A 22,753-nucleotide genomic window follows, 5' to 3' on the forward strand; every position below is an offset into this window, starting at 1 on the left:
TTATTCCTGTGGAGTTTGGGCCGCAGGGATAAGGGGCGGCACAGAGGGTTCCGGGAGACGATGCTGGCTGACGGCAACACCGGAAAGAACCAGGGCAGCGCAGAGATATTGGGGCATGGTAAACTGTTCGCCCAGAATCAGCCAGCCGAAAAAAACGGTGAATACGGGTATGAGGTTGACATAGGCCGAAGCCTGGGAGGCAGGAATACGGCTGACCCCGTAATTATAGAGTCCGTAGGCTCCTAAGGTGATGCAGACCCCGAGGTAAAAAACGGAGAGGGCCGGAATGGGGATAAAGGCCTGGGGCAGGGGGGTTGCCGGGAAAAAGAGTACGGGAAAAAAGAAAATACTGCCGCAGAAAGCCTGAAAACCGGTCAGCAGAAAAACCGGGTAACGTGCGGATAGCCGTTTTAAAAGCAGGGTATAGGCCGCTGCACAGACCATGGCCATGAATTCAAAGGAGTTGCCCAGAAGGGGATTGGGTGCGTTTTCGGACACGGTTCCTGTCAGGGAGAGTCCCACCGCACCGGCCATGGCCAGGGCAAAACCGCAGAAAGTCCGGGTACTCACTTTTTCATTCAGGGTGAGCATGGCACCGATGGCTACCAGAAGGGGCAGCACAGCTGTTATCATGCTGGCCTGAGAGGCTGTGGTCAGGGTAAGGGCTTTGGCCTCAAAAATGAAGTAGAGGCAGGGCTCACAGAGAACCATGATGCCAAGGAGTTTCCAGTCTCCGTTCCGGTAACGGATCTGTGGAAGCAGGCGAAAGACAAAGGGCAGAAAACAGAGGCTGGCAATGGCCATACGGGCAAAGATGACCACCATGGGGTCATAGCTTGTAAATGCCAGTTTCAGGGCGATGAAGCTTGTGGCCCAGAGCAGCATGGCCGTAACAAGGGCAACATAGGGAAACATACTGACCACTGCGGTTCCTTTCAGCCTTTCTTCGGTATCGGCTGCCTGTGCCGATAAAGCCAAAGTCCAGCAAGAAAGCCGGAGCCGCGCAAAGAATCTTTCCGCGGTTCCGGCTTGTAATTCTCTTCCGGACGGATTTTTTAGCATATCCTGTAAAGAAAGAAAACGATTTTGATGGAAGCAGCAGGGACTGCTTTTTTATCTGACAAAGCAGGTTTTTTTACAGCGTTACAATGGCAGACTCCGGGCTTTATGGGCTGACCCGTTTTCCTCGCCCCAGCAGCCCGTCTCCCGGAGAGAGACGGGCTGCCATGTGGTGGCTGCCGGGTGTGGAGAAGAAAAAGGGTGAAGGTATGTGGGGTTTCAGGCCCTGTTACTGCCGGGTCAGCCTTCTGTATTTCATGCGTTTGGGAATCAGGGCATCGGCTCCCAGGCGGCGTTTTTTGTCTTCCTCGTATTCCGTGAAATTGCCGTCAAAGAAGACTACTTCCGCATCTCCCTCAAAGGCGAGGATGTGGGTGCAGGTTCTGTCCAGGAACCAGCGGTCATGGCTGATGATGAGGGCACAGCCCGCAAAATTGGCAAGGCCCTCTTCCAGTGCACGGATGGTGTTTACGTCCAGATCGTTGGTGGGTTCGTCAAGGAGCAGGACGTTGGCTTCGGATTTGAGCATCTGGGCCAGATGCACCCGGTTGCGCTCCCCGCCGGAAAGGACTTCCACCTTTTTCTGCTGATCTGCTCCCGAGAAGTTAAAGCGGGCCACATAGGCACGGGAGTTGACTTCCCGGCCACCCACCATCACGATATCCTGACCACCAGAAATGACTTCCCAGATACTTTTGCCGGATTCAAGGGATCCCCTGTGCTGGTCCGCATATCCCAGCTTTACGGTTTCTCCCACCCGTATGTTCCCTTTATCCGGCGTCTCTTCCCCGGAAATCATGCGGAAAAGGGTGGTTTTACCGGCTCCGTTGGGGCCGATGATGCCCACGATGCTGCCGGGCTGCAGGTTGAAGCTCATGTCTTCCACAAGGAGTTTATCTTCAAAGGCCTTGCTGACGCCATCGGTTTCAATGACGAGATTACCGAGACGGGGACCGGAGGGAATGAAAATCTGAAGATCACGGTCCATCTGTTCGTTGCTGCGGCCCAGCATTTCCTCATAGGCACTGATGCGGGCCTTGGATTTGGCATGGCGTCCCTTGGGGCTCATGCGGATCCAGTCCAGCTCCCGTTCCAGGGTTTTCTGACGCTGGGATTCCTGTTTTTCCTCATCCGCAAGGCGTTTTTGTTTCTGTTCCAGCCATGAGGAGTAATTGCCCTTCCAGGGAATGCCTTCTCCCCTGTCCAGTTCCAGAATCCAGCCGGCCACATTGTCGAGGAAATAGCGGTCATGGGTAACGGCAATGATGGTTCCCGCATACTGTTTCAGGTGTTGTTCCAGCCATGCCACGGATTCCGCATCCAGATGGTTGGTGGGTTCGTCGAGAAGCAGGATATCGGGTTTCTGCAGAAGCAGTTTGCACAGTGCCACTCTGCGACGCTCACCACCGGAGAGTACGGCCACCTTTGCGTCCGGCGGCGGGCAGCGCAGCGCATCCATGGCCATTTCCAGCCGGGCGTCAATGTCCCAGCCGTCCATGCGGTCCAGCAGATCCTGTACCTCGCCCTGACGCTCAATCAGTTTGTTCATGGCGTCATCATCCATGGGTTCTGCAAATTTTTCGTTGATGGCATTGTATTCCTTCATCAGGGCAGCCACCTGACCGGCACCTTCCTCCACCAGTTCCAGTACGGTACGGTTTTCGTCCAGCAGGGGTTCCTGAGGCAGGTAGCCGATGGAGTAACCGTCGGAAAGGATGGTTTCTCCGGCAAACTCATTGTCCACACCAGCCATGATGCGCAGAAGGGTACTTTTACCGGATCCGTTCAAACCCAGTACGCCAATTTTGGCACCATAATAATAGGAAAGGGAAATATCCTTCAGCACGGTTTTGGTGCCATGCCGTTTGCTTACCTGCATCATTGTGTAGATGACCTTTTTGGTATCCACGCTCATGGGTAATGCTCCTTTGTTGATGGGGTTTCATAAAAGGGAAGCGCACCATGGGGTGCGCTTTTTTGTCCATATGTCAGTGTGCCAGAAGGTTTCATCAGGCACTCATTTCAGTCCGTATCTAAAGGAAGACGGCCGGAATGGCAAGGGCTGGTTCCCGGAAAGTTTTTCTCAGCCCGGACAAGATGCCCGGGCTTTTGGTGAGTGACCTGATAGCTACGGTTTCGGATCAGAGCTTTCAGCCCCTCCATTCAGGGCAGTTTTTTTACGGAAAGAATCTTTATGGCTTCTCTGGGTACATTCTGGTGTCCTTTTGAAAGACCTGTGGTCACCCGTTCTATTCTGCTCAGCACATCCATGCCCTCCACTACCCGACCGAATACGCAGTATCCGAAGCCCTGGGCGGTGGAAGCCTTGTAGTTGAGAAATTCGTTATCCACCGTATTGATGAAGAACTGGCTGGTGGCGGAATGGGGAGCATTGGTACGGGCCATGGCAATGGTCCCTTTCTGGTTTTTTAATCCGTTGGCCGCTTCATTGGCAATGGGGTCTTGTGTGGGTTTTTGCTGCATATTTTCTGTGAATCCGCCGCCCTGTACCATAAAGCCGTGGATTACCCGGTGAAAAATGGTGCCGTTATAAAAACCCGTGGATGCATAGGAAAGAAAGTTCTGTACGGTTTCCGGGGCTTTGTCAGGATACAGTTCAAGAATCATGGTACCCATGCTGGTTTCCATGGCAATGCGGACGGTTTCAGGTTGGGACGCCGCCGCTGTTTTTTCGGCAAAGGCCGGAGAGGCCGTAATAAAGGCAAGGCAGATGGCAAGGGTGAGAATGCGCCGCATGTGAGAATCTCCTTATTGATCTTTTAATAGTCTTTTTTCCAGAAAAGTCCCATGCCGCCACCCTTGGGGCCAATTTTACTTTCAAGGGTGATGCGGCGGGATAGTTCCACATCCGCGGAAACAAGGTCATCGTTGGTTCTCAGATCTTTTTCAACGCGCAGGTATACCTTTTCGTGTACATATTTACCGGCACGAAGGCGGATGTCGTCATTGTCATCGCCATCGGAAACGATGTTGAGATCATCCAGTCCGAAGAAGCTCCGGGCCGTGTCCATGGCACCGGGACCACCACCATAGCCTGCCAGTTCCCTTGCGGCAAGGGCAAGTTGAGCTGCCTGTATGGGCGTTATGGTTGCCAGAGACCGGCCGAAGAGCATCTGGGCCAGTACTTCGTCCTGGGGAAGGGCAGGTTCTGAGGAAAGGGTGAAATCCAGCTGAGGGGGCTGGCCTTCCACGCGGAGAATGGAAACAACTTCCCGGCCTTCCTGTCTGGCTTCAAAGGAGACAAAGGGGCTGGGCGGCTGGCTTCCGTCCAGCATAATGGTTCCCTGAGAAAGGGTGAGCCGTTTTCCCAGAAAGTCCAGTCGGCCCCGGATGAGCCGTATATCGCCCCGAACCACCGGATCCTTTGCCTGGCCCGTGATATCCAGGTTGCCTCCCCATTCGGAGTCAAGGCCCCGCCCCCGTACAAAAATGCGGGAAGGAAAATGCAGCTGGAGGTTCAGGCGGGTATCCATGGGTGGCCTTGTCCGCGGGGGAGGCTCATCCTCTTCCCCCGGACCGTGGATTTCTACCACGGTAAGTTCGGCTATATCCGGCCCGCCGAATTCTTTAAGAAAGATCTCCACGCGTTCGAAGCGGATGTCTCCCGTTACTTCCTGCTGCAGGTGCGTACCCTGTATGTTCAGGGAGCCTTGGGCAATGGCAGCCATAAGCGATGGGTTATCCACAACCCGGAAGCGTTCTGTGTTCAGGGACAGCTGAAAGGGGAAATTATTGTTACTTGAAAGGCTAATCTCTCCCGTTCCCTGGGCGAGTCCCCGGAAGCCGTCACTGGCGGTAAAGCTGTCCAGCCGGATGGCTCCGCCCGTCATGGAGACGGAGGCCGCCATATCCCGGATCAGCAGCCCCTGTTCCAGATGTTGATACACTCCGTCTTCCAGCGTCAGGGTTCCTGATGGCCGGGGAGCATGGAGAGGACCTTCTATTTGAAGGTTCAGAAGGGCTTTGCCTTCAAGAAGCTGATGATCCGGCATGAAGAGAAAACCCAGACGTGCAAGGTCCAGCTCTCCTCGGATGGCCGCCTGAACCGGGGTGTCCTGAGGAAGGAGGAACCGGAAGGGAGCAAGGGAAAGCTTCACGGGAAGGCTGCCTTTTCCTGTGAGAATAGGTTTGTTCCCGTGCATTTCCCTGGCGTGAATGGCAATGGAAAAAACCTGATGGTGGAATGTAGCATCGGTTTTCACTTCCATTTCAGGCAGGGCCTGCTCATGGGAGGTTCGGGTTGAAAGCTGACTGGCTGTAAGGGAAACGTGCCCTTCCGGGTTGGAAGGAGAGCCACTTAGGCTCATGCGGGCATCGACCGTTCCCTTGGCGGCAGGCAGCAAAAGAGAGATGGGCAGTTTCTGGAGCTGGCTTGTCAGCTCAATTCTTTCAGGGCTCCATATGCCTTTTGCCTGCAGTTCTCCCTTGTCCAGAGCAAGGTTCAGGGAGCGGAGAGTGAAGGTATCCCCTTTCTGGTGGAGTTCTATGGGAGACAGGGCGGACAGGGTGTGTCCGTCCAGCTGTGCATAGAGGCTGTGGAGGGTGAAAGATCGTTTCTGTTTTTCTTCATTGTACAGGGCTTCAAAATCCAGATAAAAGGGCAGATCATTTTGTTTTCCCTGACTTTCAAAGAAAAGGGAAAGGTCCTTCAGCGATCCCCGGGCCGAAGCCCTTGTATGTTCCAGTAAACTGGTTCCGGAAGCCAGGTTGTCTGCCAGCAGAGTGGCATCCAGGGTCGCTTGCCCGGTGAGGTCATGGGCCGTTCCTTCAAAAAGAAGATGACCCAGACTGGCAACGTCCGTTTTCCAGTGGTTCATGCTGAGAAGAAGGGTGGCATCCTGCTGCCCCTGATGGGACAGAAGACGCAGATCCAGAGTTGCCGTACCTGCGGCATTCAGACCGGCGAGGCTGGCCAGGGGAGCGGCATCGCTGATATGGGCTTTGATGTCTGCAAGCACATCCATGGTGGACAGATGGATTCCTGCATTACCCGCTACATCGGCGCCGGGGAGGCGGAAGGTAATTTCATTCAGCATCAGCTCGCCGTTATCACGGAAAAAGGCGATGTCGGCTGAAAAGGGAAGTTTTTCCGGCCCGCCGGAAAGGGTGAGGTTGCCTGTGGGCCTTCGGGGAATGTCTGTGATCGCAAGATCAAGGGAAAAGGGCATGGGGCTTGTGGGCAGGGTCAAGGTGGTGCTGGTAAGGGTGGCGGAAAGGGAAAGCTCGTCCAGCCTGCCCTGCAGGGTTGCGCCAAGATTCAGTGCACCGCTGACGCCTTTATCCGGCAAAAGATCGGCGGTTTCATGGAGAAGCATGTCTCCCCGGCTTTCCATGTGGCGGCTCATGGGGAAAAGATTCATGTGACCGCTTAATTCGGCAAGGGCGGTGGTAAGCCGGGCTCCCCGTATGTGAATTCCCAGTTCACTCCCTTCGGTATGGCGGTAGCCGAGTTCCAGTTCGCCCGTAAGGTTTGCCCGCTCGCCCGCAAGGATGTCCAGGGGAGCGGGCAGGCCTGTCATTTCCGTGAGGCTGGTTTCTATGTCAAAATGAAGATCCAGAGGGTAGAAAACGCCCTGCATGTGGGTTGTCAGGGTCCCCGCAGCACCAAGGTCTGCCATACCGTAGGGAGCAATCCAGGGGGTAAGCTGGTTGAGATTCAGACGAGCGGAAAAATTGTTGCGGAGATTTTTGGTGTTCATGCTGCCATGGCCCTGAAAGGCAAGTCCTTCTCCTGTAATGGAGAGATCATTGACCAGAAGGTCTCCGGAAGAAAGGGCATAGTGGAGGTCGAAATCCGCTTCCAGACGGTCGGGCAGGGGAGCGTATACATACAGAAAGTCCTTGCCCGTAATGCGTCCGCTGGCAACAAGGTCTGGCAGGCCTTTTTTGTTTTCTCTGAGAGAAAGTTCTCCTTTGAGAGAGAGATCTGAAAAGGAAATACCTACAACATCCGGATTTGTCAGTTGAAGCTCCAGCCGGGTATGGGGAGAGGTGAAGGAGCCGGAGACATTGGCATGCAGGGTGACTTCCGAACCGGGGTTGACATGGATCCACCGGGCTATGGTTTCCGTATCCCGGAGATGAACGGACAGGTCCGTATCCATTTCCTGCTTAGTCGGGTGGAGGTGGCCTTTGGCCCGGATGTCCAGGGCCTTGTTACCAAGGGCAAGATCGGAGATGAAAATATCCCCGGATTGTTCTCTGGAAAGGGCCGTTGCAAAATGACCCGATGCCATATGGCCTGCAAGGGGGGCGGGAAGGAGGTTTTCATCCAGCTCCCATCGGCCGTCCAGAAGAAGGGTGGGAAGATCTTCCCATGAAAGGTGAATGCTTGTTTGGATTTTGTTTCTGTCTCCTGCCTGCACATGAAGATCTCCGGACCAGGCACCGCTGAGGGCTTCTCCCCCGAGGCTTGCGGACAGCGGCATTTTTTCCGCCAGTCCCAGCATCAGAGCCAGAGCGCCGCTGCTCTCTTCCAGCTGCAGGTTCATATTGAGAAGTCGGGTTGCCGGAAAATATCCGGCGTCCAGCTGCAGGGTACCGGGAGGCCCTTCGAATACTCTGGCATGCAGTCCTGCCTGCCAGGTGGTATCATCGGCACCGAGAAAGGCTTCCACCCGAAAGCGGATATCTTCTCCTGCCACAGTATCTGCCAGATAGACCTCTTCCAGCAGCAGCTGATCCAGCAGAATGGCCGGGAGGTTCGGGGGAAAGGCCTTTTCCTTTCCGGGTTTTTCGGCAGGTGCTTTTCCGGGTGGCAGTCCGGGCAGGCGGTAGAGGCCCAGATAGCGGCTGTGAATTTCTGTGATGTGGATGCGTCCGGAAAGAAGATCGGCTGGGGAAAGGACCAATCGCAGGTCTTTTCCCTCAAAGAAGGTTCCCTCGGGGTCTGAAAGACGGAGCCCGCTTATGCCAATGGCAAAGGGAAGGGCACCGTGCAGGCCCTGAATATGCACACGGAGGCCTTCTTCCGAATGGAGCAGGCGGTTGATGCCGGATTCCAGCAATTTATGGCCCGTATGGGTTCGCAGGAGAACAAGGCTTGCCGTGGAAAGGGTGAAGATCAGGCCAAGGAATATCCATAACAGGATAAGAAACAGCCCTCTGATTCGGCGGGATTGCGGAGTGGCTTGTGGTGCGGTTTCCCCGGTCATTGTGGGTTTCCTACGGTTGCTTTCAGGGTGAGGGTTGCATGTGTTGCGGGCCGGAAGGCTAAAAGGCCTGGCCTATACTGATGTAAAGCTGGAATGCGTCATCATTGGGTCGGGAGTTCAGTGGAAAGGCCACATCCAGACGGAAAGGCGCAAAATCCGTATAATAGCGCAGGCCCAGCCCTGCTCCCCAGTGGAACTCATCTTCCAGCTGAAGCTGAGACTGGGTGAAAACCTGGCCGCCATCCAGAAAAGCCACCAGACCCAGATTGTTTTTCATGCGCCAGCGAAGTTCCAGCCCTGTTTCCACCATGCTTCTGCCGCCCACCACTTCGCCCTTTTCTTCCGGGCCGATGGACTGGTAGGCATAGCCGCGGATGGAGCCGCCACCGCCTCCGTAAAAGCGTTCATCCGCAGGGATATTGAGGTTGGATTCACCAATGATGGAGCCCACACCCCCCCTTGCGGAAAGAACCAGCCGGTCTTCCCCGATGAGGGGGAGATGGCCCGAGAGAGAGCCGTACAGTTTGTAGAACCACAGACCCGTATCCAGAGAATCCCAGAAAGGCTCCCCCTTGATCTGCATGCGGAAACCGCGGGTGGGATTGAGTACGTCATTGCGTTTGTCCCATGTCAGTTCATGGGGAAAGGAGAGGAGGCCGTAAGTCTGGGTCTCCTGCAGCTGGGTGATACTGCTGACCCGGTACTGAACCCCAATGCCACCGGACCATGAATGGTTGAGCTGACGGAACAGCTTGGCTCCCACGGCACCTTCTTCACTTTCATAAGCCTCGCTTTCCTCCTGGCCTGCCCATCCTGTGAGGGTAAGAGACTGACGTTTATCCAGAAAATCCGGAATGCGGTATTCCGATGATATGCGCTGCTGTTTTTCCGCCACGGTGAGACCCGTGGAAAGGCGTTCGCCCATCCCCCTGAGGTTGCGGTGTTCCCATTCCAGCTTGGTACCGGCTCCGGTGTCTGTTTCATAAAAGAGACCGGTTCGTATGGTTCGGGGGCTTCGTTCCAGAAGGGAGACATGAACGGGCAGGCTGAGGTCTTCATTGGGTTCTGCCGGGTGCTCAATATCCACAATGGCAAAGAGTCCGTCCTGCATGAGCTGGCTTCGCAGCCGGTTCAGGCGGGAGGCCTGAAACAGCTCTCCCTTTCTCCATGGAATACGGTTTTCCACATAAAGGGAATGGACCCGTTCGTTGCCCTCTATGATGGTGTCACCAAAAAAAGCCTGGGGTTCGGCAGCATAGGTATAGTGAAGATTCACTGTTCGCTCGGCGTGGTTGACAAGGGTTCTCTGCAGATCTGAACGCGGGGAGGGATAGCCTCGCTCCCTGAAAAATGATTTCAGGTGTTCTTTTGCCTGCAGAATTTCCGGAGCCCGTGCCCGGGTACCGGGAGTGAGGCGGAGATCGGATGCCACGGGCAGGGCATGCAGGGGAATCTGGGTATCTTCGGTGGTGATGATAATGTCATTGATCATGTAGGCAGGCCCTGTATCCACATAAAAAATAACTTCCGGCAGACTGCGTTCCAGATTCACTTCCCTTGTGATACGGCTGTTGTAAAAACCTTCGGAGCGCAAGGCCCGGGTCATGTCGGGTATATCATTGGCCGCCCGTCTGCGCAGCATTTCTGTTGTGGGGACCGGGCGGTCTTTCATGGAAAAGGTGTCGGAGACGGCTTCCAGAATATTCCGGATTTCCGGAGGAACGTCTCCCTGAATGCTTACCCTGTAGGCATCCTGATACAGAAAGGGCAGCAGGTTGGCCGCTGCGGAAAAGGGCAGGAGAACCATAAGAATGAGAACCTGGATTGTTCTGACAGAAAAGACAGAAGCATTCATGACTGTCCTGAAAAGGTGGCGTACGGTTTCGCCCTGTTTTTTTTGGGGTCTACAGGGTGTAGGCATCCGTAACGGGTTCCCGGAGTATGGCGTTGACAGCGGCTATGGCATTCTTGGAAACACCGGGAAAAACATGGGCAAGATTACCCACATGGCGGAGATTTTCCGCCGTGCGCATCAGGAGACGAACCAGATCCCCTTCGGCAAGGGGGCTGTTTTTATGCACTTCTTCCCAGCTTATTCCCGATGTCCAGTGGTACACGGTAACCGCAGGCGTAAGGTAAAGCGGAAAAACAGGAAACCCCTTTGCCACCATTTCCTTGGCAAAGGGTTGCAGCTGCTTGCGCAGGTGGAGAAAGGCCTTGAGCAGTTTTTCAGGAATAAGGTGCTCCGGAATTTCCTGATCATCCGCTTCCCGTTCATTGACAAAACAGGCCATGAGAGCGGCCATGACAGCGGGCTCCTTTTCGGGAAAGAGCCTGCGCCGGAATCCTTCGGCCACAAGAACGGGCTGGTCGATGCGCAGCTGGGCGGCCCAGAGACCGTCATCGCTGAGGCGGTCATCGTTGTTTACAAAGCCCTTTTCCTTGAGAAAGCGTAAATGACGGTTGAAATCGGCAAAGAGCAGTTCCGCTGCTCCGGCACTGGCCTTTCGGGAACTTTTACCCGTAAGCCTGTGGGCAATGCGGAAGGCGGCAAAGCTTCGGTTCATGATAGCTTTTACCATGGCAGGGGTGTGGGATAAAAGAAGATTCAGTGCCATGGAAAAATCGATGCGGATCTGGCTTTCCACTTCCGTGGGCGGCGCATTGATCATGCGGCCGAAATGGCGCAGGTCCATGAATTTTCCCGGAAGAGCCACGGCAAAACCGATTCGGTCCTTGCCCCTGCGTCCGGCTCTGCCTGTCATCTGATGAAATTCCGTGGAGGAAAGGGGCATGAATTCCGTGCCGTTGAAGCGGTCTGAGTTAGCCACAAGAACGGTACGTGCGGGAAAGTTGACCCCGGCAGCAACGGTGGAAGTGGCAAAAACCGCATCCAGCAGTCCTTCGGACATCAGGGTTTCCACCACCATTTTCCATGCGGGCAGATGGCCTGAATGATGGGCGGCCACTCCCCTTCGTTCAATGTGCATCCGCTGGGGATGGCGGGCTGCATGGGGCCAGAACCGGGTGAGCTCGTCCATGCGGTTCCGCAGGGCGCTGGCCCGTTCCGGATCCGCCAGAAGGCCTGCTTCATCACAGAGGGTAATGGCCGCGTCACAATCTGCCCTTGATTTGAGAAAGAAAATGGCGGGCAGAAGGTTGTAATGACGGAGAACCGCCAGAATATCCGCCATATTGGGCAGTCTGCGGGGCGGGGCCAGCAGGGGAGGTTTATCGGCGGAAAGATACTGGAGTACTTTTTTGTGCAGCCCTTTTCGGCCAATGTGAAGGCTGGCATCGTATTCTGCCAGAAAGGGAAAAAGGGTACCGCTGGGATGAAAAAACAGGGGCTGGAGGGGAACGGGTCTGCGTTTGGCCCGTATGATGGTGCAGGTCTGGCTGCGCATGGATTCCAGCCATCCGGCAATTTCTTCCGCATTCCCGATGGTGGCGGAAAGCAGCAGCAGGGGTACCCTTGGTGGCATATAAATAATGGTTTCTTCCCACACAACACCCCTGTCGGGGTCTCCCAGATAGTGGGCTTCATCCAGAATAACCAGGTCGCAGCGGATATCCTCGCCCGTATGCATGGCATCATAGAGCTGGTTTCTGAGGATTTCCGTGGTGCCGATGATCAGCGGAGCATCTGGATTTTCCTTTCGGTCACCCGTGAGGATTCCCACGTTCTTTTCCCCGAACTGGCGGCAGAAAGCGGTATGAATGGCATTGGTGAGCGCTTTCAGGGGAGAGGCATACCAGGCTCTTTTCCCTTCGCTGAATACCTTTTCAATGGCTTTTTCCGCAATATAGGTTTTTCCGGAACCCGTGGGAGCCATGACCAGGCAATCACCTTTACCCACGGCCTCTATGGCCTTCTCCTGAAAGGGATCGGCTTGGAAGGGTTTGGATTCCGGCACCCCTATTTTGGCAAATACGGGTTTGAGCCTGGGGTCTGAGCCGGGCTTCATTGTCCGGCCTGCGGGCGATTTGTCCGCGCTGTGACGTTTTTTGCGGAAGTGAGGTTTGGCACCGGGTTTTCCGGATGGCTTGTGGGATGAGTTCATGGGGTTCGCATTCGTTGGGCCGGAAAGCCCGGAAAGGGTATAAGTCTTGAAAAAGGCACAAAAAACATCATTGGCTATACCATTGAAGTGGCGGCCGGGCAAGGGGTTTACCGGTTTATGTGTTGAAACAGCACGGATTGGTACCGTACGGCCATGGAAGAATGCCGGGGTGCAGGGTGTGGGGTGATGCCTTCTGTTCCGGCCGGAATGCGGTTTTTAGGAGAGCCGCTTTTCTTCTTTTTTTGCATGAAGCTTCCACAGAAATCTGGCGATTCCCCAGATGGCCAGAGCCGTTCCCCATCCGATGGCGGAGTTGTAAAAATCCTGCAGGCAGCCGTGTCTGTGGGGAATGATGCTCTGGATCCATTCGTCCAGCGCAAAGACTGTGAGGATGGCGGCGAACAGAAAGCCCTGCCCCCACCACGGCCACCGGTGTACCCGGCACAGCCAGACCACGGAAAGGGTAAACACCGCCCCGGCCACCCGGTGCAGAATAACGTACCCGCCTACAAAGGCTTCGGCACGCAGGGCCAGCGCCTGATGGTTGGGCATGTATTTGCTGGTGACCAGAGTGGCTATGACAAGGCAGACCGTAAGGGCAAGAAGATCTGCCATGCGCAGACAAGGGCTCCGGTCGGAGGGCCGGGAAGGAACAGGGATGTTGTTACGGGTTCCGTATGGGGAGGGTGGTGCAGGTTTCATATCCGTACAGTTCCGGGTCAAGATATCCGGCAACAGCGCCGTGGCGCAGCATAGCTTTTTCCCTCCATGAGTTCCAGTCATTTTATGCTGCCAGCGAACTTGTACCCGTTGATGACGTTCTGCTTGGTTTTAAGGAAAGGTGTGTTTGTATTTTTTCGTTTTGGTGAAAAAACCCGTTGCCATTTTTGCAGGCGGGGAGTATGGTTTTGAAAAATTCAGATAACTGTTGTGATACACTCGTTTTGTGTAAAAAAATTAAATTATGTTTTTCGTCGTGCATAGCGGTTGTTTCATAGCGTTGGCGGAGGCGTAAACCTTTCTGCAGGGATTGCTGCTTGGGCTCTATAGCTTCTTGGTTGTTACTTATCTGTCTGTTGAGATGAGGCAGCATTGCTCCAGCCCTTTATTTTGATTCTTATCGTGGGTTTTGTGATGCAGGATGTTGCGTTAAGTTTATGATGTTTGCGAAACAGCTTGCGCTAAACAACGCGGGTTTATGTCCTTTCTGTTGCCCTTTGCAATAAGCCATATGAGTATGCCTGTGGGTAATATGGCCTGTTTTTGGAGTGTTAGGCAGCGTGGCTTTTCTTCTGTATGGTATAATGGTTAACAACAATCGGTTTTTATTTTTAATCAGGCTTGTGGTAAGATCGCGAAAGACGGTGTTCCATAACATGAGGATTCTCGTTACAGGTGGCGCGGGGTTTATTGGCTCTGCACTGATCCGTTATATTATCGAAAACACCACAGACAGCGTTGTTAATGTGGATAAGCTTACCTATGCGGCGAACCTGGAATCCCTCGGACAGGCTGCCCATAATCCAAGGTATGCCTTTGAGCAAGTGGATATCGGCAATGGCAGTGAGCTTCAGCGGGTTTTTGACACCCACAGGCCGGATGCGGTGATGCACCTTGCTGCGGAAAGCCATGTGGACAGATCCATAGACGGGCCAGCGGCCTTCATTGAAACCAACTTGGTGGGTACGGCTACCCTCCTCGAAGTATGCAGGGCCTTCTGGATGACCCTCCCTGAGGAGGCGAAGATCGCCTTTCGCTTTCATCATATTTCAACGGATGAGGTTTTTGGCGATCTTGACGAAAGCGAAGCTGCCTTCACGGAGACCACTTCCTATGCGCCCAGTTCCCCCTATTCAGCCAGCAAGGCCGGTTCCGATCATCTGGTACGAGCATGGCACAGAACCTACGGCCTTCCCGTTCTGGTGACAAACTGCTCCAACAATTACGGGCCGTATCATTTTCCGGAAAAGCTCATTCCCCACATGATTCTCAACGCTCTGCACGGAAAATCCCTTCCCGTTTACGGAGACGGCCGGCAGATACGGGACTGGCTGTATGTGGAAGATCATGTCCGCGCCCTCTACCTTGTATTATGCCGTGGCCCTGTTGGTGAAACCTTCAATATCGGCGGCCACAACGAAAAGAGAAATATGGAGGTGGTGGAAACCATCTGTGATCTTTTGGAGGAAATGGCACCGGAAAACCCCAACAGCCTGAAAAGCGGCAATCCTTACGGATTCAGAGGCCTTATCCGTTTTGTGACGGACAGGCCGGGTCATGATCTGCGCTATGCCATGGATGCCTCAAAAATGGAAAGGGATCTTGGCTGGAAGCCGGAGGAAAGCTTTGAAACGGGGCTGAGAAAGACAGTACGCTGGTACCTTGATAATGAAGACTGGTGGCAACGGGTACTGAATGGGGCATACAGGCTGGAAAGACTGGGCTGCGACAGCCCCATGGAGGCATGGGTATGACAATGAAAGGCATTCTGCTGGCTGGCGGATCCGGAACAAGGCTCTACCCCATCACAAGAGGCGTATCCAAGCAGCTTTTGCCCATCTACGATAAGCCCATGATCTACTATCCCCTTTCCGTTCTCATGCTGGCGAGTATCCGGGATATCCTTGTGATTACAACCCAGGAAGATCAGTCTTCTTACCAAAGGCTGCTGGGTGATGGTTCGGATTTTGGTATCTCTTTGAGCTATGCCGTGCAGCCCAGCCCGGATGGTCTGGCCCAGGCCTTCATCATTGGTGAAGACTTTATCGGAAAAGACGGGGTATGCCTCATTCTGGGAGACAACATCTTTTACGGTCAGGGCTTTTCACCTAAGCTCAAAGAGGCCGCAGCCAGAGAAAATGGAGCCACTGTATTCGGATATCAGGTGAAAGATCCGGAACGCTTTGGCGTTGTCGCCTTTGATAAGAACAGGCGGGCGGTTTCCATTGACGAAAAACCCGTAAAGCCGAAATCCAATTATGCTGTTACAGGCCTTTATTTCTACGACAATGATGTCGTGAGTATTGCAAAAGAGGTAAAGCCATCGGACAGGGGAGAACTTGAGATTACCAGCATCAATCAGGAATATCTGAAGCGTAAGACGCTGCATGTGGAGCTTTTGGGCAGGGGTTTTGCCTGGCTGGATACGGGGACCCATGAAAGTCTTTTGGATGCTGGCATGTTTGTGCAGACCTTAGAGACGCGGCAGGGTCTGAAGCTTGCATGTCTTGAAGAAATTGCCCTGAACAATGGCTGGCTTGATCGGGTGGCAATTCAAAGAACTGGCGAGAGTCTTGAGAAGACAGGATATGGTAAGTATTTGTTGAGTCTTTGTGGGGAAAGAACATGACCCTGTTTCGCTGGATTGATTTTGCCGTTCGTGGTGATGAAAGAGGCTTTCTTGTGGTTATTGAAGAGGGCAAGAATATCCCCTTTGAGATAAAGCGGGTATACTATATTTTTGGAACCGAAGAAGGCGTTGCCAGAGGGTTCCATGCCCATAAATCCTTGCAGCAGGTGGCGGTCTGTGTCCGTGGGAAATGCAGAATGATTCTGGATAATGGCAGAGTCCGTGGAGAAGCATGGCTGGATTCACCGTCAAAGGGTCTTCTGGTTGGGGATATGGTCTGGCGCGAGATGCATGATTTCAGTCCGGACTGTGTGCTGATAGTCTTTGCGAATGAGTATTATGATGAAGGGGATTATATTAGGGATTATCAGAATTTTTTGGAGCTACTATTATGACTATTCATTCAACAGCCATTGTCTCTTCTGCTGCCAGAATAGGAAAAAATGTCCATATTGGGCCGTTTACAATAGTTTATGATAATGTGAGTATTGCCGATAATGTGATCATAGAAAGTCATTGTGAGATTGGGGTTTCCAATCATCTGTCAGAAGGGAAAAACTTATTTATAGGTGGCGATTCTCATATTCGGTCACATTCTATTTTCTATGAAGGTTCAATTTTTGAGGAAAAGCTTGTTACGGGTCACAGGGTAACTGTCAGAGAAAATACTAAATCAGGTAAAAACCTTCAGATTGGTACATTGAGCGATATTCAAGGGTACTGTAGCTTTGGGAACTATGTTCGTTTACACAGCAATGTTCATATAGGACAGCAAAGCATTATAGGGGATTTTGTATGGATTTTTCCCTATAGTGTATTAACCAATGATCCGCATCCCCCCAGTAATATTATGCAGGGCGTAACAGTAGATGATTTTGCTGTCATCGCCACAATGTCCGTAATCCTTCCGGGAGCACATGTTTCAAAGGGTGTACTCGTTGGAGCGCATTCTTTACTGAAAGGTTCTACGGAAGAAGATTTTGTTTATGCGGGCTCTCCTGCTAAAAAAACTTGTAAGACATTAGTAATAAAACTCCAGGATGGCTCCCAAAAGGCAGCCTATCCGTGGAGAAAGCATTTTTTTCGTGGATATCCGGTAGATGTTGTAAAAAACTGGGAAAAAATTGCTTCTGAAACATTAAGGTAGTTTTTTGTAAAGGACAGGAATCAGAAAGATGAAGGTTAAAGTCATAAAACAGGGTTCGAGTTATGTCCTTCCGATTCTGGAAAATACGGATCTGGAGCTGGATTCTTTTTATGTGGAGATAGACCCTTCCCTTGAAGTCATGCTGCCCCGGGTTGGTCAGAGCAATACCATCCATAAGCTCAGGGAGCTCAATGATACCTTGGGCGTGAATGATTATCTTTCCTTCAAATTGAATAATTTGTCTTTGCACTATACATATGCGGCTTCACGGAATGAATCTGACGGTCTTTTTGATGCATTGAGATCAAAACATCTTTAAATAAAAAAGGCGGATCCCATGCATGCTATAAAATTCAAGGCCCAGATAAAAAGCGGCCGAATAGATGTGCCTGAAGCCTATCGTTATCTTGAATCCAGAACCATTGAAGTTATTGCCCTGTGCATAGAAGAAACTCCTGCGCTTTCAGGCGCAAACTCCCTTTCTCCCACAGATAGTGGGGTTATTTCCGATGAAGAACTTAATATAAACTGGAAAAAGCTTGCATCGGAAGGGTTGGCTGGCCTGAATGATGCTGGTTGTAAAATGACCCGTTACACTGAGGACCGGGGCCGGTATCTGGCGGAGAAATATCAATGAAAAAATTTGTTCTGGATAACAATCTCATCATTGATTTTTTATCCGATGAAAGACTTGTAAAATATCCGGAATCCGGGAAAGTTTTTGAATTTCTGCAAAAGCCTGGATTTTCTTTTTATATTAGTTCTTCTTCTCTGAATAATATCAGCGTTATTTTATTCCATGAATTTAAAGTAAGGCTTGGTAACAGGCTGTCTGCGAGGCAGATCAAAAAGCTAATGGAACTTTGTATAAGAGATCTTCTGCTGAAAGTTTCTATTGCAAAAACGCCTTCCTACATGGAAATTGACTACGAAGATATCGAAGGTGCTCAGGTTGTTGCATCCGCGAAGGCGATCCATGCCTTTGTTCTTACCAGAGATAAGGGCATGCTCGAGAAATATCCGGACATAGCCATGCACCCAGAGATTTTTTTGCAGAAGCATGGTCAGTATGGAAAGTCAAATATCTCATTTATGGATCTGAAAGCCATTAACGAAATTCATGCTTCCGGTCTTGAAAGGGCCTTTGACGAGGTGCTGCACAGCGGCTGGTACATTCAGGGCCAGCAGGTGAAAGCTTTTGAGTCAGAATTTGCCGCATATTGTGGAACGCCCTTCTGTATTGGCGTTGCTAATGGGCTGGATGCGCTGATCCTGACCCTCAGGGCCTGGAAGGAAATGGGTAGGCTTAAGGATTGGGATAAAATCCTTGTACCGGCCAATACCTACATTGCCAGCATTCTTGCCATAACGGAAAACCGTCTGATCCCCGTTTTGGTGGAGCCGGATCCTGCAACTTTTAATATCAGCCCTTCAGAAGTTCTTAAATCTCTGGATTCAAAAACAAAGGCCATTCTGCCAGTACATCTTTACGGACAGATGGCGGATATGTCTGCCATCCTGGAAATTGCGAGAAAGCATGATCTGCTGGTACTGGAAGATGCAGCCCAGGCCCATGGTGCTGTTATCGGTGGTAAAAAGGCAGGAAGCTGGGGGCATGCTGCATGCTTCAGTTTTTATCCGGGTAAAAACCTTGGGGCCTTAGGCGATGCCGGAGCCGTTACCACCCATGATGAAGAGCTGGCCCTCACCATCCGTGCCCTCGGCAATTATGGCAGCCATAAAAAGTATGAAAACCTTTATCAGGGAGTGAACAGCAGGCTGGATGAGATGCAGGCCGCCCTCTTGAGGGTGAAACTTCCCTCTTTGGATAGGGATATTAAAAAAAGACAGGTTGTGACGAGGCTGTACATGGAAGGTATTACCCACCCTGAAATCTTGCTTCCAGCCTGGAAGGGAGATGCTTCCCATGTTTTTCATCTTTTTGTGCTGCGTTGTCAGAGACGGGAAGTCCTGCAGGCATATCTCGCTGAAAAGGGTATTCAGACCCTGATCCATTATCCTGTTCCGCCCCATAAGCAAAAAGCTTATGGGGTATGGAGCGGGATGGATCTGCCCGTTACGGAGCAGATTCACAGGGAGGTTTTGAGTCTGCCCATGGGGCCGACAATTCCTGATGATGAAGTATTTGAGGTGATAAAGGTTCTCAATGAATTTAATTAAGACTTCCCTTCTTGCCTTTATCGCTACAGCCGTAAAAATGATTGCAGGCCTTGTGATCAACAAGGCGGTTTCCATCTATATCGGCCCGTCCGGACTTGCCTTGGTCGGGCAGTTTCAGAATTTTATGCAATTAACGATGGCTCTTGCCAAAGGGCCTATAAATAGCGGTGTGACAAAATACACTGCAGAATATGGTAAGGAGAGTCCTAAAATACCCCTGTTGTTCAGTACAGCGTCCCAAATAAGCCTTATATGTTCAGTGGTGGTTGGTGCTGTAACCATTGCAGCGGCGCCATGGGCGTCAGAGTGGTTTTTAAAATCAGGAGACTTTTCATACATTTTTGTGCTTTTTGGTTTTACCGTTGTGCTTTTTGTTTTCAACAATCTGCTGCTGTCCATTGTCAACGGCCTTAAAGAGATAAAAACCTTTGTAAGTATAAATATCATACAAAGCCTTTACAGCCTTGTTTTTACATCTCTACTTATCGTTTTTATGGGGCTTCACGGTGCTTTGCTAGCCTTTGCAACCAATCAGTCCGTAGTTTTTTTTGTAGTTTTATACGTTCTGCGAAAACATTCCACCATCCGCTTTCATAATTTCCGTAAGGGTTTCAGTAGGCCGGAAGGTAAGAAACTTTTGGGTTACGCAGTCATGTCCCTGACTTCTGCTGCAACGGTTCCTGTCTCCCATCTGCTTATACGAAATTTTTTGGGAGAAACCCTTGGGTGGGATCAGGCTGGTTACTGGCAGGCTATCTGGTATATTTCCACCATGTACCTCATGGTTGTGACCACATCTTTGAGTATTTATTACCTGCCAAGGCTTTCGGAGATTAAAGAAAGGGCTGAGCTCCGTAGAGAAATTCTAAATGGATACAGCATTATTCTTCCCATAGTGATACTTCTGTCCGCGGGAATTTTTACCCTGAAAGATTTTATTGTTTGGCTTTTGTTTACCCCTGATTTTTATTCCATGCGGGAGCTTTTTCTGGTGCAGCTTGTGGGGGATGTTGTGAAAATTATAGCTTGGCTTCTTTCATACCTGATGCTGGCTAAGGCTATGGCCAGAGCGTTTATCTGTACGGAAATTATTTTTTCTGCATCTTTTGTGGGTTTAACCTTTTATTTTGTCAGTTTTTATGGGCTGGTTGGAGTTACATATGCTTATGCAACTAATTATATACTGTATTTATTGATACTGGTTTGGATTGTTAAGGGAGAAATTATATGAGCAGTATGTATAAGGACCAGCCTCTTGTAAGTATTGCCATTATAACCTACAATCAAAAAAAATACCTTCGTAAATGTATAGAGTCTGTTCTTGTTCAGGATTATCCCAATATGGAAATCGTTGTGGCGGATGATTGTTCAACGGATGGTACGCAGGATATGCTCAGGAAATATAATGAGCAATATCCCGGTAAATTTGTTTTGAAGCTAGCAGAAAAAAATCTTGGTATCACAGGGAACTCCAATGTTGCCTTGTTTGCATGCAGCGGTAAATATATTGCTCTGACAGGGGGGGATGATGTTTTTTTACCTGGGAAAATAAGCAAGCAGGTCTCTATTATGGAGGGTTGTCCTGAAGTCTCGCTCTGTGGAACCTATACAAAGTTAATTGACTCTTCCAGTAGTGAAATAGCAATTAGGAAAGACCTCAAAAAAAGAAGTAACCCTTTTTATTCATTATGTGAATTGCTTGAATCCGCAAATAGCTTGATACCCGTTGTGAGTTATATCTTTAGGTCTAAGGATATCCCAAAGAATGGGTTTGATTACCGCTTGCCAGTGGCTTCGGATAGCCTGTTTTATTACCATATCGGTAGCAAGGGCAAGATCTATGTTCTTCCGGATATTTTAACCTGTTATCGTATTCATGAAAGTCATGCAAAAAATAAAGGCTACGTGGATGATAGTTTTGTATCCTTAGCATTAGCAGAGTTTTTTTTCCCACATTGCTATAAAGAGATAAAGAAGGCAAGAAGTAAATCGTATTACACAGCAGGAAGATACCACCATCGGGAGCTGGACTATCATTTGGCGCAATTAAGATTTAAAGCTAGTCTTAACTTATCTTTTACTACTAAAGCGCTAGTTGCTTATGTTTTATCTCGTTTTAGGATTGGCCTATAGGCTTTTATATTCTGGTATTTTTTATTAGATAGTGTACTCTGATTTTTCATCAAAAAAATAAAAAGCGATGATCCTGTAAAAACAGGACGATCTATTGATTGCGTCGAGCAAAATCTGTCACCAGCGGGGGGCGATCAATATGACGCAAGGCAGTCGTGCAGCGCTTTAGCTGTTTGGGATGCCTTGTTATTTTTACGATTTGGTAGCTCTTATTGGAATAAATGTTGCTTGGGCTCAATCTGTAGGCGACTTCTGCGAGTTGATTGATCTGCCGCTTTACCGTTCAGTTTTTGGCCTTCACGCAAGGTTTTAAGAGTACAGCTCCTATATCCAAGGGGCTTTTGGACTGGGACATGTGTCGTTCCTTTTATTTTGACGATAGTAGCAGAATGACACAAAATTCTTGAACTTTACCGAATTGTGTTAACAATGATTATTTTTGTACGAAAAAAACGCATTGTATGGTTGCTTTTTTTTATTGCGTTTGCATTTTGTTTGAAATTAATCTTCAGCATTCAAGGAATGCCAGATTTGTATGTATATTCAGGTGATATTCTGTTTGCGTTCATTTTACTATATTCTTATTTTAAAGAAGGCGTAAAAAAAGAGGATGTAAATCTTTTAACTGCAATAGCTACGTTTATTTTGATTTATGCCATTTCGTCGTACTGGTCCGGTTCGAGCATGTTTGGTGCTTTTAAGGCATCTGCTAGGATTTTTTTGCCTATAATGGTGTGCCATAGGCTTTTATTTTATTCTAATACAAATATTTTTTATCCACTTATATTTAAGCTGGCTTGCCTTGTCATTCTGTTGGGTATTCTTCTTCTTCATTTTGGTTTTGTGTATCTTGAACCTATGTATGAACGATATCAGTGGTGGCCTCCAGCTTATTTTCAGAATCGGCATAGCACTGCATATGTAGTATTGTCTATGTATATATTGTTTTGTGCTTTGTTTTGGAATACGTCACGGTATCGGTATTCGTATGATGCATTGGTTTTAATAGTAACCTTTTATTATATAAATAACTTACTTGGAGTTAGGACTGCAGTCGTTGCCTTGTTTGTATTTATAGCAATGCGGTTATTTAAGGAGTTAGCACTATCGTATTTTATAGTTATCAATTATTTGCTCATGTGTATTATGGTGTTTTATATATTAGAAGATCCATTTAATGCTGGTTTCTCAGAGTATAGCAATTTGAGCTCTGGGCGTTTATCGATTTATTTAGAAAAAATGAATCAATTGGCCAACAATGCTTTTTTGAATTGGTTTATAGGTAATGGATATGGTTCAGACTTGACTCCTTCACTTGCGTTGGGGAATGTGTATCTTAACGCGCATAATGATTTTTTGTCGTTGTTTATTGAAGTTGGTTTTATCGGCGTACTTACATTTTTGATAGCAATGCTGTCGTTATATGAACGTGCAAAAGCACAAAGTAGAGATCCAAATTTTTGTTTTGTCTTGTTTGTTGTGTTTTTATCAACGAGTATTATAAGTAACGGTATTATGGTTAGGCCGATTGCCTCATACTTGTTTTTTCTATCAATTGTTGCACTTGCTAAACAGCCTGGGCTTGTATCTGTTAAGTAGAGTGAGGTAAGTTGAAATATCGGACACCAAAGTTGTCATCCAATCA

General features: G+C 50.0%; 18 protein-coding genes. 10 read left to right on the forward strand and 8 right to left on the reverse strand.

What is annotated here, in order from left to right; translation table 11 throughout:
* The 8 genes from OOT00_RS12930 to OOT00_RS12965 form a co-directional block, all read right to left on the reverse strand.
* On the reverse strand, positions 1-915 hold the full coding sequence (locus tag OOT00_RS12930; RefSeq protein ID WP_265425802.1) for a DMT family transporter: 915 nt from the start codon (positions 913-915) through the stop codon (positions 1-3).
* A gap of 373 nt (positions 916-1,288) precedes the next feature.
* On the reverse strand, positions 1,289-2,974 hold the full coding sequence (gene ettA, locus OOT00_RS12935; RefSeq protein ID WP_265425803.1) for an energy-dependent translational throttle protein EttA: 1,686 nt from the start codon (positions 2,972-2,974) through the stop codon (positions 1,289-1,291).
* 248 nt (positions 2,975-3,222) lie between these two features.
* Positions 3,223-3,816, reverse strand: coding sequence for a peptidylprolyl isomerase (locus OOT00_RS12940; protein WP_303649985.1), 594 nt, complete (start codon positions 3,814-3,816; stop codon positions 3,223-3,225).
* Between the two features lie 23 nt (positions 3,817-3,839).
* A complete protein-coding gene (locus OOT00_RS12945) occupies positions 3,840-8,234 on the reverse strand; it encodes a translocation/assembly module TamB domain-containing protein (RefSeq protein ID WP_265425804.1) in 4,395 nt (1,464 codons plus the stop codon).
* A gap of 58 nt (positions 8,235-8,292) precedes the next feature.
* Entirely contained in the window at positions 8,293-10,089 is a 1,797-nt protein-coding gene (locus OOT00_RS12950) for an autotransporter assembly complex protein TamA (RefSeq protein WP_265425805.1), read from the reverse strand.
* Between the two features lie 49 nt (positions 10,090-10,138).
* Entirely contained in the window at positions 10,139-12,298 is a 2,160-nt protein-coding gene (locus tag OOT00_RS12955; RefSeq protein ID WP_265425806.1) for a DEAD/DEAH box helicase, read from the reverse strand.
* A 216-nt stretch (positions 12,299-12,514) separates the two neighbouring features.
* Entirely contained in the window at positions 12,515-12,913 is a 399-nt protein-coding gene (locus OOT00_RS12960) for a VanZ family protein (protein ID WP_265425807.1), read from the reverse strand.
* Between the two features lie 169 nt (positions 12,914-13,082).
* Positions 13,083-13,391: a hypothetical protein gene (locus OOT00_RS12965; RefSeq protein ID WP_265425808.1), complete on the reverse strand. Its 309-nt coding sequence runs from the start codon at positions 13,389-13,391 to the stop codon at positions 13,083-13,085.
* A 283-nt stretch (positions 13,392-13,674) separates the two neighbouring features.
* Here OOT00_RS12965 and rfbB point away from each other — a divergent pair, with 283 nt between their 5' ends.
* The 10 genes from rfbB (at position 13,675) to OOT00_RS13015 (ending at position 22,707) form a co-directional block, all read left to right on the forward strand.
* Positions 13,675-14,772: a dTDP-glucose 4,6-dehydratase gene (rfbB, locus tag OOT00_RS12970; RefSeq protein ID WP_265425809.1), complete on the forward strand. Its 1,098-nt coding sequence runs from the start codon at positions 13,675-13,677 to the stop codon at positions 14,770-14,772.
* A 2-nt stretch (positions 14,773-14,774) separates the two neighbouring features.
* Positions 14,775-15,647: a glucose-1-phosphate thymidylyltransferase RfbA gene (gene rfbA, locus OOT00_RS12975; RefSeq protein WP_265425820.1), complete on the forward strand. Its 873-nt coding sequence runs from the start codon at positions 14,775-14,777 to the stop codon at positions 15,645-15,647.
* A complete protein-coding gene (locus OOT00_RS12980) occupies positions 15,644-16,042 on the forward strand; it encodes a sugar 3,4-ketoisomerase (protein WP_265425810.1) in 399 nt (132 codons plus the stop codon). Before rfbA ends, OOT00_RS12980 begins: the two co-directional genes overlap by 4 nt.
* Positions 16,039-16,794 carry an N-acetyltransferase gene (locus tag OOT00_RS12985; RefSeq protein WP_265425811.1) on the forward strand — a complete coding sequence of 252 codons (756 nt, stop codon included), beginning with the start codon at positions 16,039-16,041 and terminating at the stop codon, positions 16,792-16,794. Before OOT00_RS12980 ends, OOT00_RS12985 begins: the two co-directional genes overlap by 4 nt.
* Before the next feature lie 28 nt (positions 16,795-16,822).
* Complete coding sequence (locus OOT00_RS12990; RefSeq protein WP_265425812.1) at positions 16,823-17,113, forward strand: hypothetical protein; 291 nt, start codon at positions 16,823-16,825, stop codon at positions 17,111-17,113.
* 18 nt (positions 17,114-17,131) lie between these two features.
* Positions 17,132-17,431, forward strand: a complete 300-nt coding sequence (locus OOT00_RS12995) for a hypothetical protein (RefSeq protein WP_265425813.1) — start codon at positions 17,132-17,134, stop codon at positions 17,429-17,431.
* A complete protein-coding gene (locus OOT00_RS13000; RefSeq protein ID WP_265425814.1) occupies positions 17,428-18,975 on the forward strand; it encodes a DegT/DnrJ/EryC1/StrS family aminotransferase in 1,548 nt (515 codons plus the stop codon). The genes OOT00_RS12995 and OOT00_RS13000 overlap by 4 nt, the downstream gene beginning before the upstream one ends.
* Positions 18,962-20,206, forward strand: a complete 1,245-nt coding sequence (locus tag OOT00_RS13005) for an O-antigen translocase (protein WP_265425815.1) — start codon at positions 18,962-18,964, stop codon at positions 20,204-20,206. The genes OOT00_RS13000 and OOT00_RS13005 overlap by 14 nt, the downstream gene beginning before the upstream one ends.
* A complete protein-coding gene (locus OOT00_RS13010) occupies positions 20,203-21,108 on the forward strand; it encodes a glycosyltransferase family 2 protein (protein WP_265425816.1) in 906 nt (301 codons plus the stop codon). The genes OOT00_RS13005 and OOT00_RS13010 overlap by 4 nt, the downstream gene beginning before the upstream one ends.
* Positions 21,109-21,537: 429 nt before the next feature.
* The gene (locus OOT00_RS13015) at positions 21,538-22,707 is read left to right on the forward strand and encodes an O-antigen ligase family protein (RefSeq protein WP_265425817.1); all 1,170 of its coding nucleotides are present in this window, start codon (positions 21,538-21,540) and stop codon (positions 22,705-22,707) included.
* Positions 22,708-22,753 lie beyond the last annotated feature (46 nt).

It is taken from the genome of Desulfobotulus pelophilus (assembly GCF_026155325.1).
Taxonomy (GTDB): domain Bacteria; phylum Desulfobacterota; class Desulfobacteria; order Desulfobacterales; family ASO4-4; genus Desulfobotulus; species Desulfobotulus pelophilus.

What these genes read in the sequence shown, in the direction of transcription:
- OOT00_RS12930 (WP_265425802.1), bottom strand. Translation starts at nt 915, where the DNA reads ATGTTTCCCTATGTTGCCCTTGTTACGGCCATGCTGCTCTGGGCCACA.
- ettA (WP_265425803.1), bottom strand. Translation starts at nt 2,974, where the DNA reads ATGAGCGTGGATACCAAAAAGGTCATCTACACAATGATGCAGGTAAGC.
- OOT00_RS12940 (WP_303649985.1), bottom strand. Translation starts at nt 3,816, where the DNA reads ATGCGGCGCATTCTCACCCTTGCCATCTGCCTTGCCTTTATTACGGCC.
- OOT00_RS12945 (WP_265425804.1), bottom strand. Translation starts at nt 8,234, where the DNA reads ATGACCGGGGAAACCGCACCACAAGCCACTCCGCAATCCCGCCGAATC.
- OOT00_RS12950 (WP_265425805.1), bottom strand. Translation starts at nt 10,089, where the DNA reads ATGAATGCTTCTGTCTTTTCTGTCAGAACAATCCAGGTTCTCATTCTT.
- OOT00_RS12955 (WP_265425806.1), bottom strand. Translation starts at nt 12,298, where the DNA reads ATGAACTCATCCCACAAGCCATCCGGAAAACCCGGTGCCAAACCTCAC.
- OOT00_RS12960 (WP_265425807.1), bottom strand. Translation starts at nt 12,913, where the DNA reads ATGGCAGATCTTCTTGCCCTTACGGTCTGCCTTGTCATAGCCACTCTG.
- OOT00_RS12965 (WP_265425808.1), bottom strand. Translation starts at nt 13,391, where the DNA reads ATGCTGCCTCATCTCAACAGACAGATAAGTAACAACCAAGAAGCTATA.
- rfbB (WP_265425809.1), top strand. Translation starts at nt 13,675, where the DNA reads ATGAGGATTCTCGTTACAGGTGGCGCGGGGTTTATTGGCTCTGCACTG.
- rfbA (WP_265425820.1), top strand. Translation starts at nt 14,775, where the DNA reads ATGAAAGGCATTCTGCTGGCTGGCGGATCCGGAACAAGGCTCTACCCC.
- OOT00_RS12980 (WP_265425810.1), top strand. Translation starts at nt 15,644, where the DNA reads ATGACCCTGTTTCGCTGGATTGATTTTGCCGTTCGTGGTGATGAAAGA.
- OOT00_RS12985 (WP_265425811.1), top strand. Translation starts at nt 16,039, where the DNA reads ATGACTATTCATTCAACAGCCATTGTCTCTTCTGCTGCCAGAATAGGA.
- OOT00_RS12990 (WP_265425812.1), top strand. Translation starts at nt 16,823, where the DNA reads ATGAAGGTTAAAGTCATAAAACAGGGTTCGAGTTATGTCCTTCCGATT.
- OOT00_RS12995 (WP_265425813.1), top strand. Translation starts at nt 17,132, where the DNA reads ATGCATGCTATAAAATTCAAGGCCCAGATAAAAAGCGGCCGAATAGAT.
- OOT00_RS13000 (WP_265425814.1), top strand. Translation starts at nt 17,428, where the DNA reads ATGAAAAAATTTGTTCTGGATAACAATCTCATCATTGATTTTTTATCC.
- OOT00_RS13005 (WP_265425815.1), top strand. Translation starts at nt 18,962, where the DNA reads ATGAATTTAATTAAGACTTCCCTTCTTGCCTTTATCGCTACAGCCGTA.
- OOT00_RS13010 (WP_265425816.1), top strand. Translation starts at nt 20,203, where the DNA reads ATGAGCAGTATGTATAAGGACCAGCCTCTTGTAAGTATTGCCATTATA.
- OOT00_RS13015 (WP_265425817.1), top strand. Translation starts at nt 21,538, where the DNA reads ATGATTATTTTTGTACGAAAAAAACGCATTGTATGGTTGCTTTTTTTT.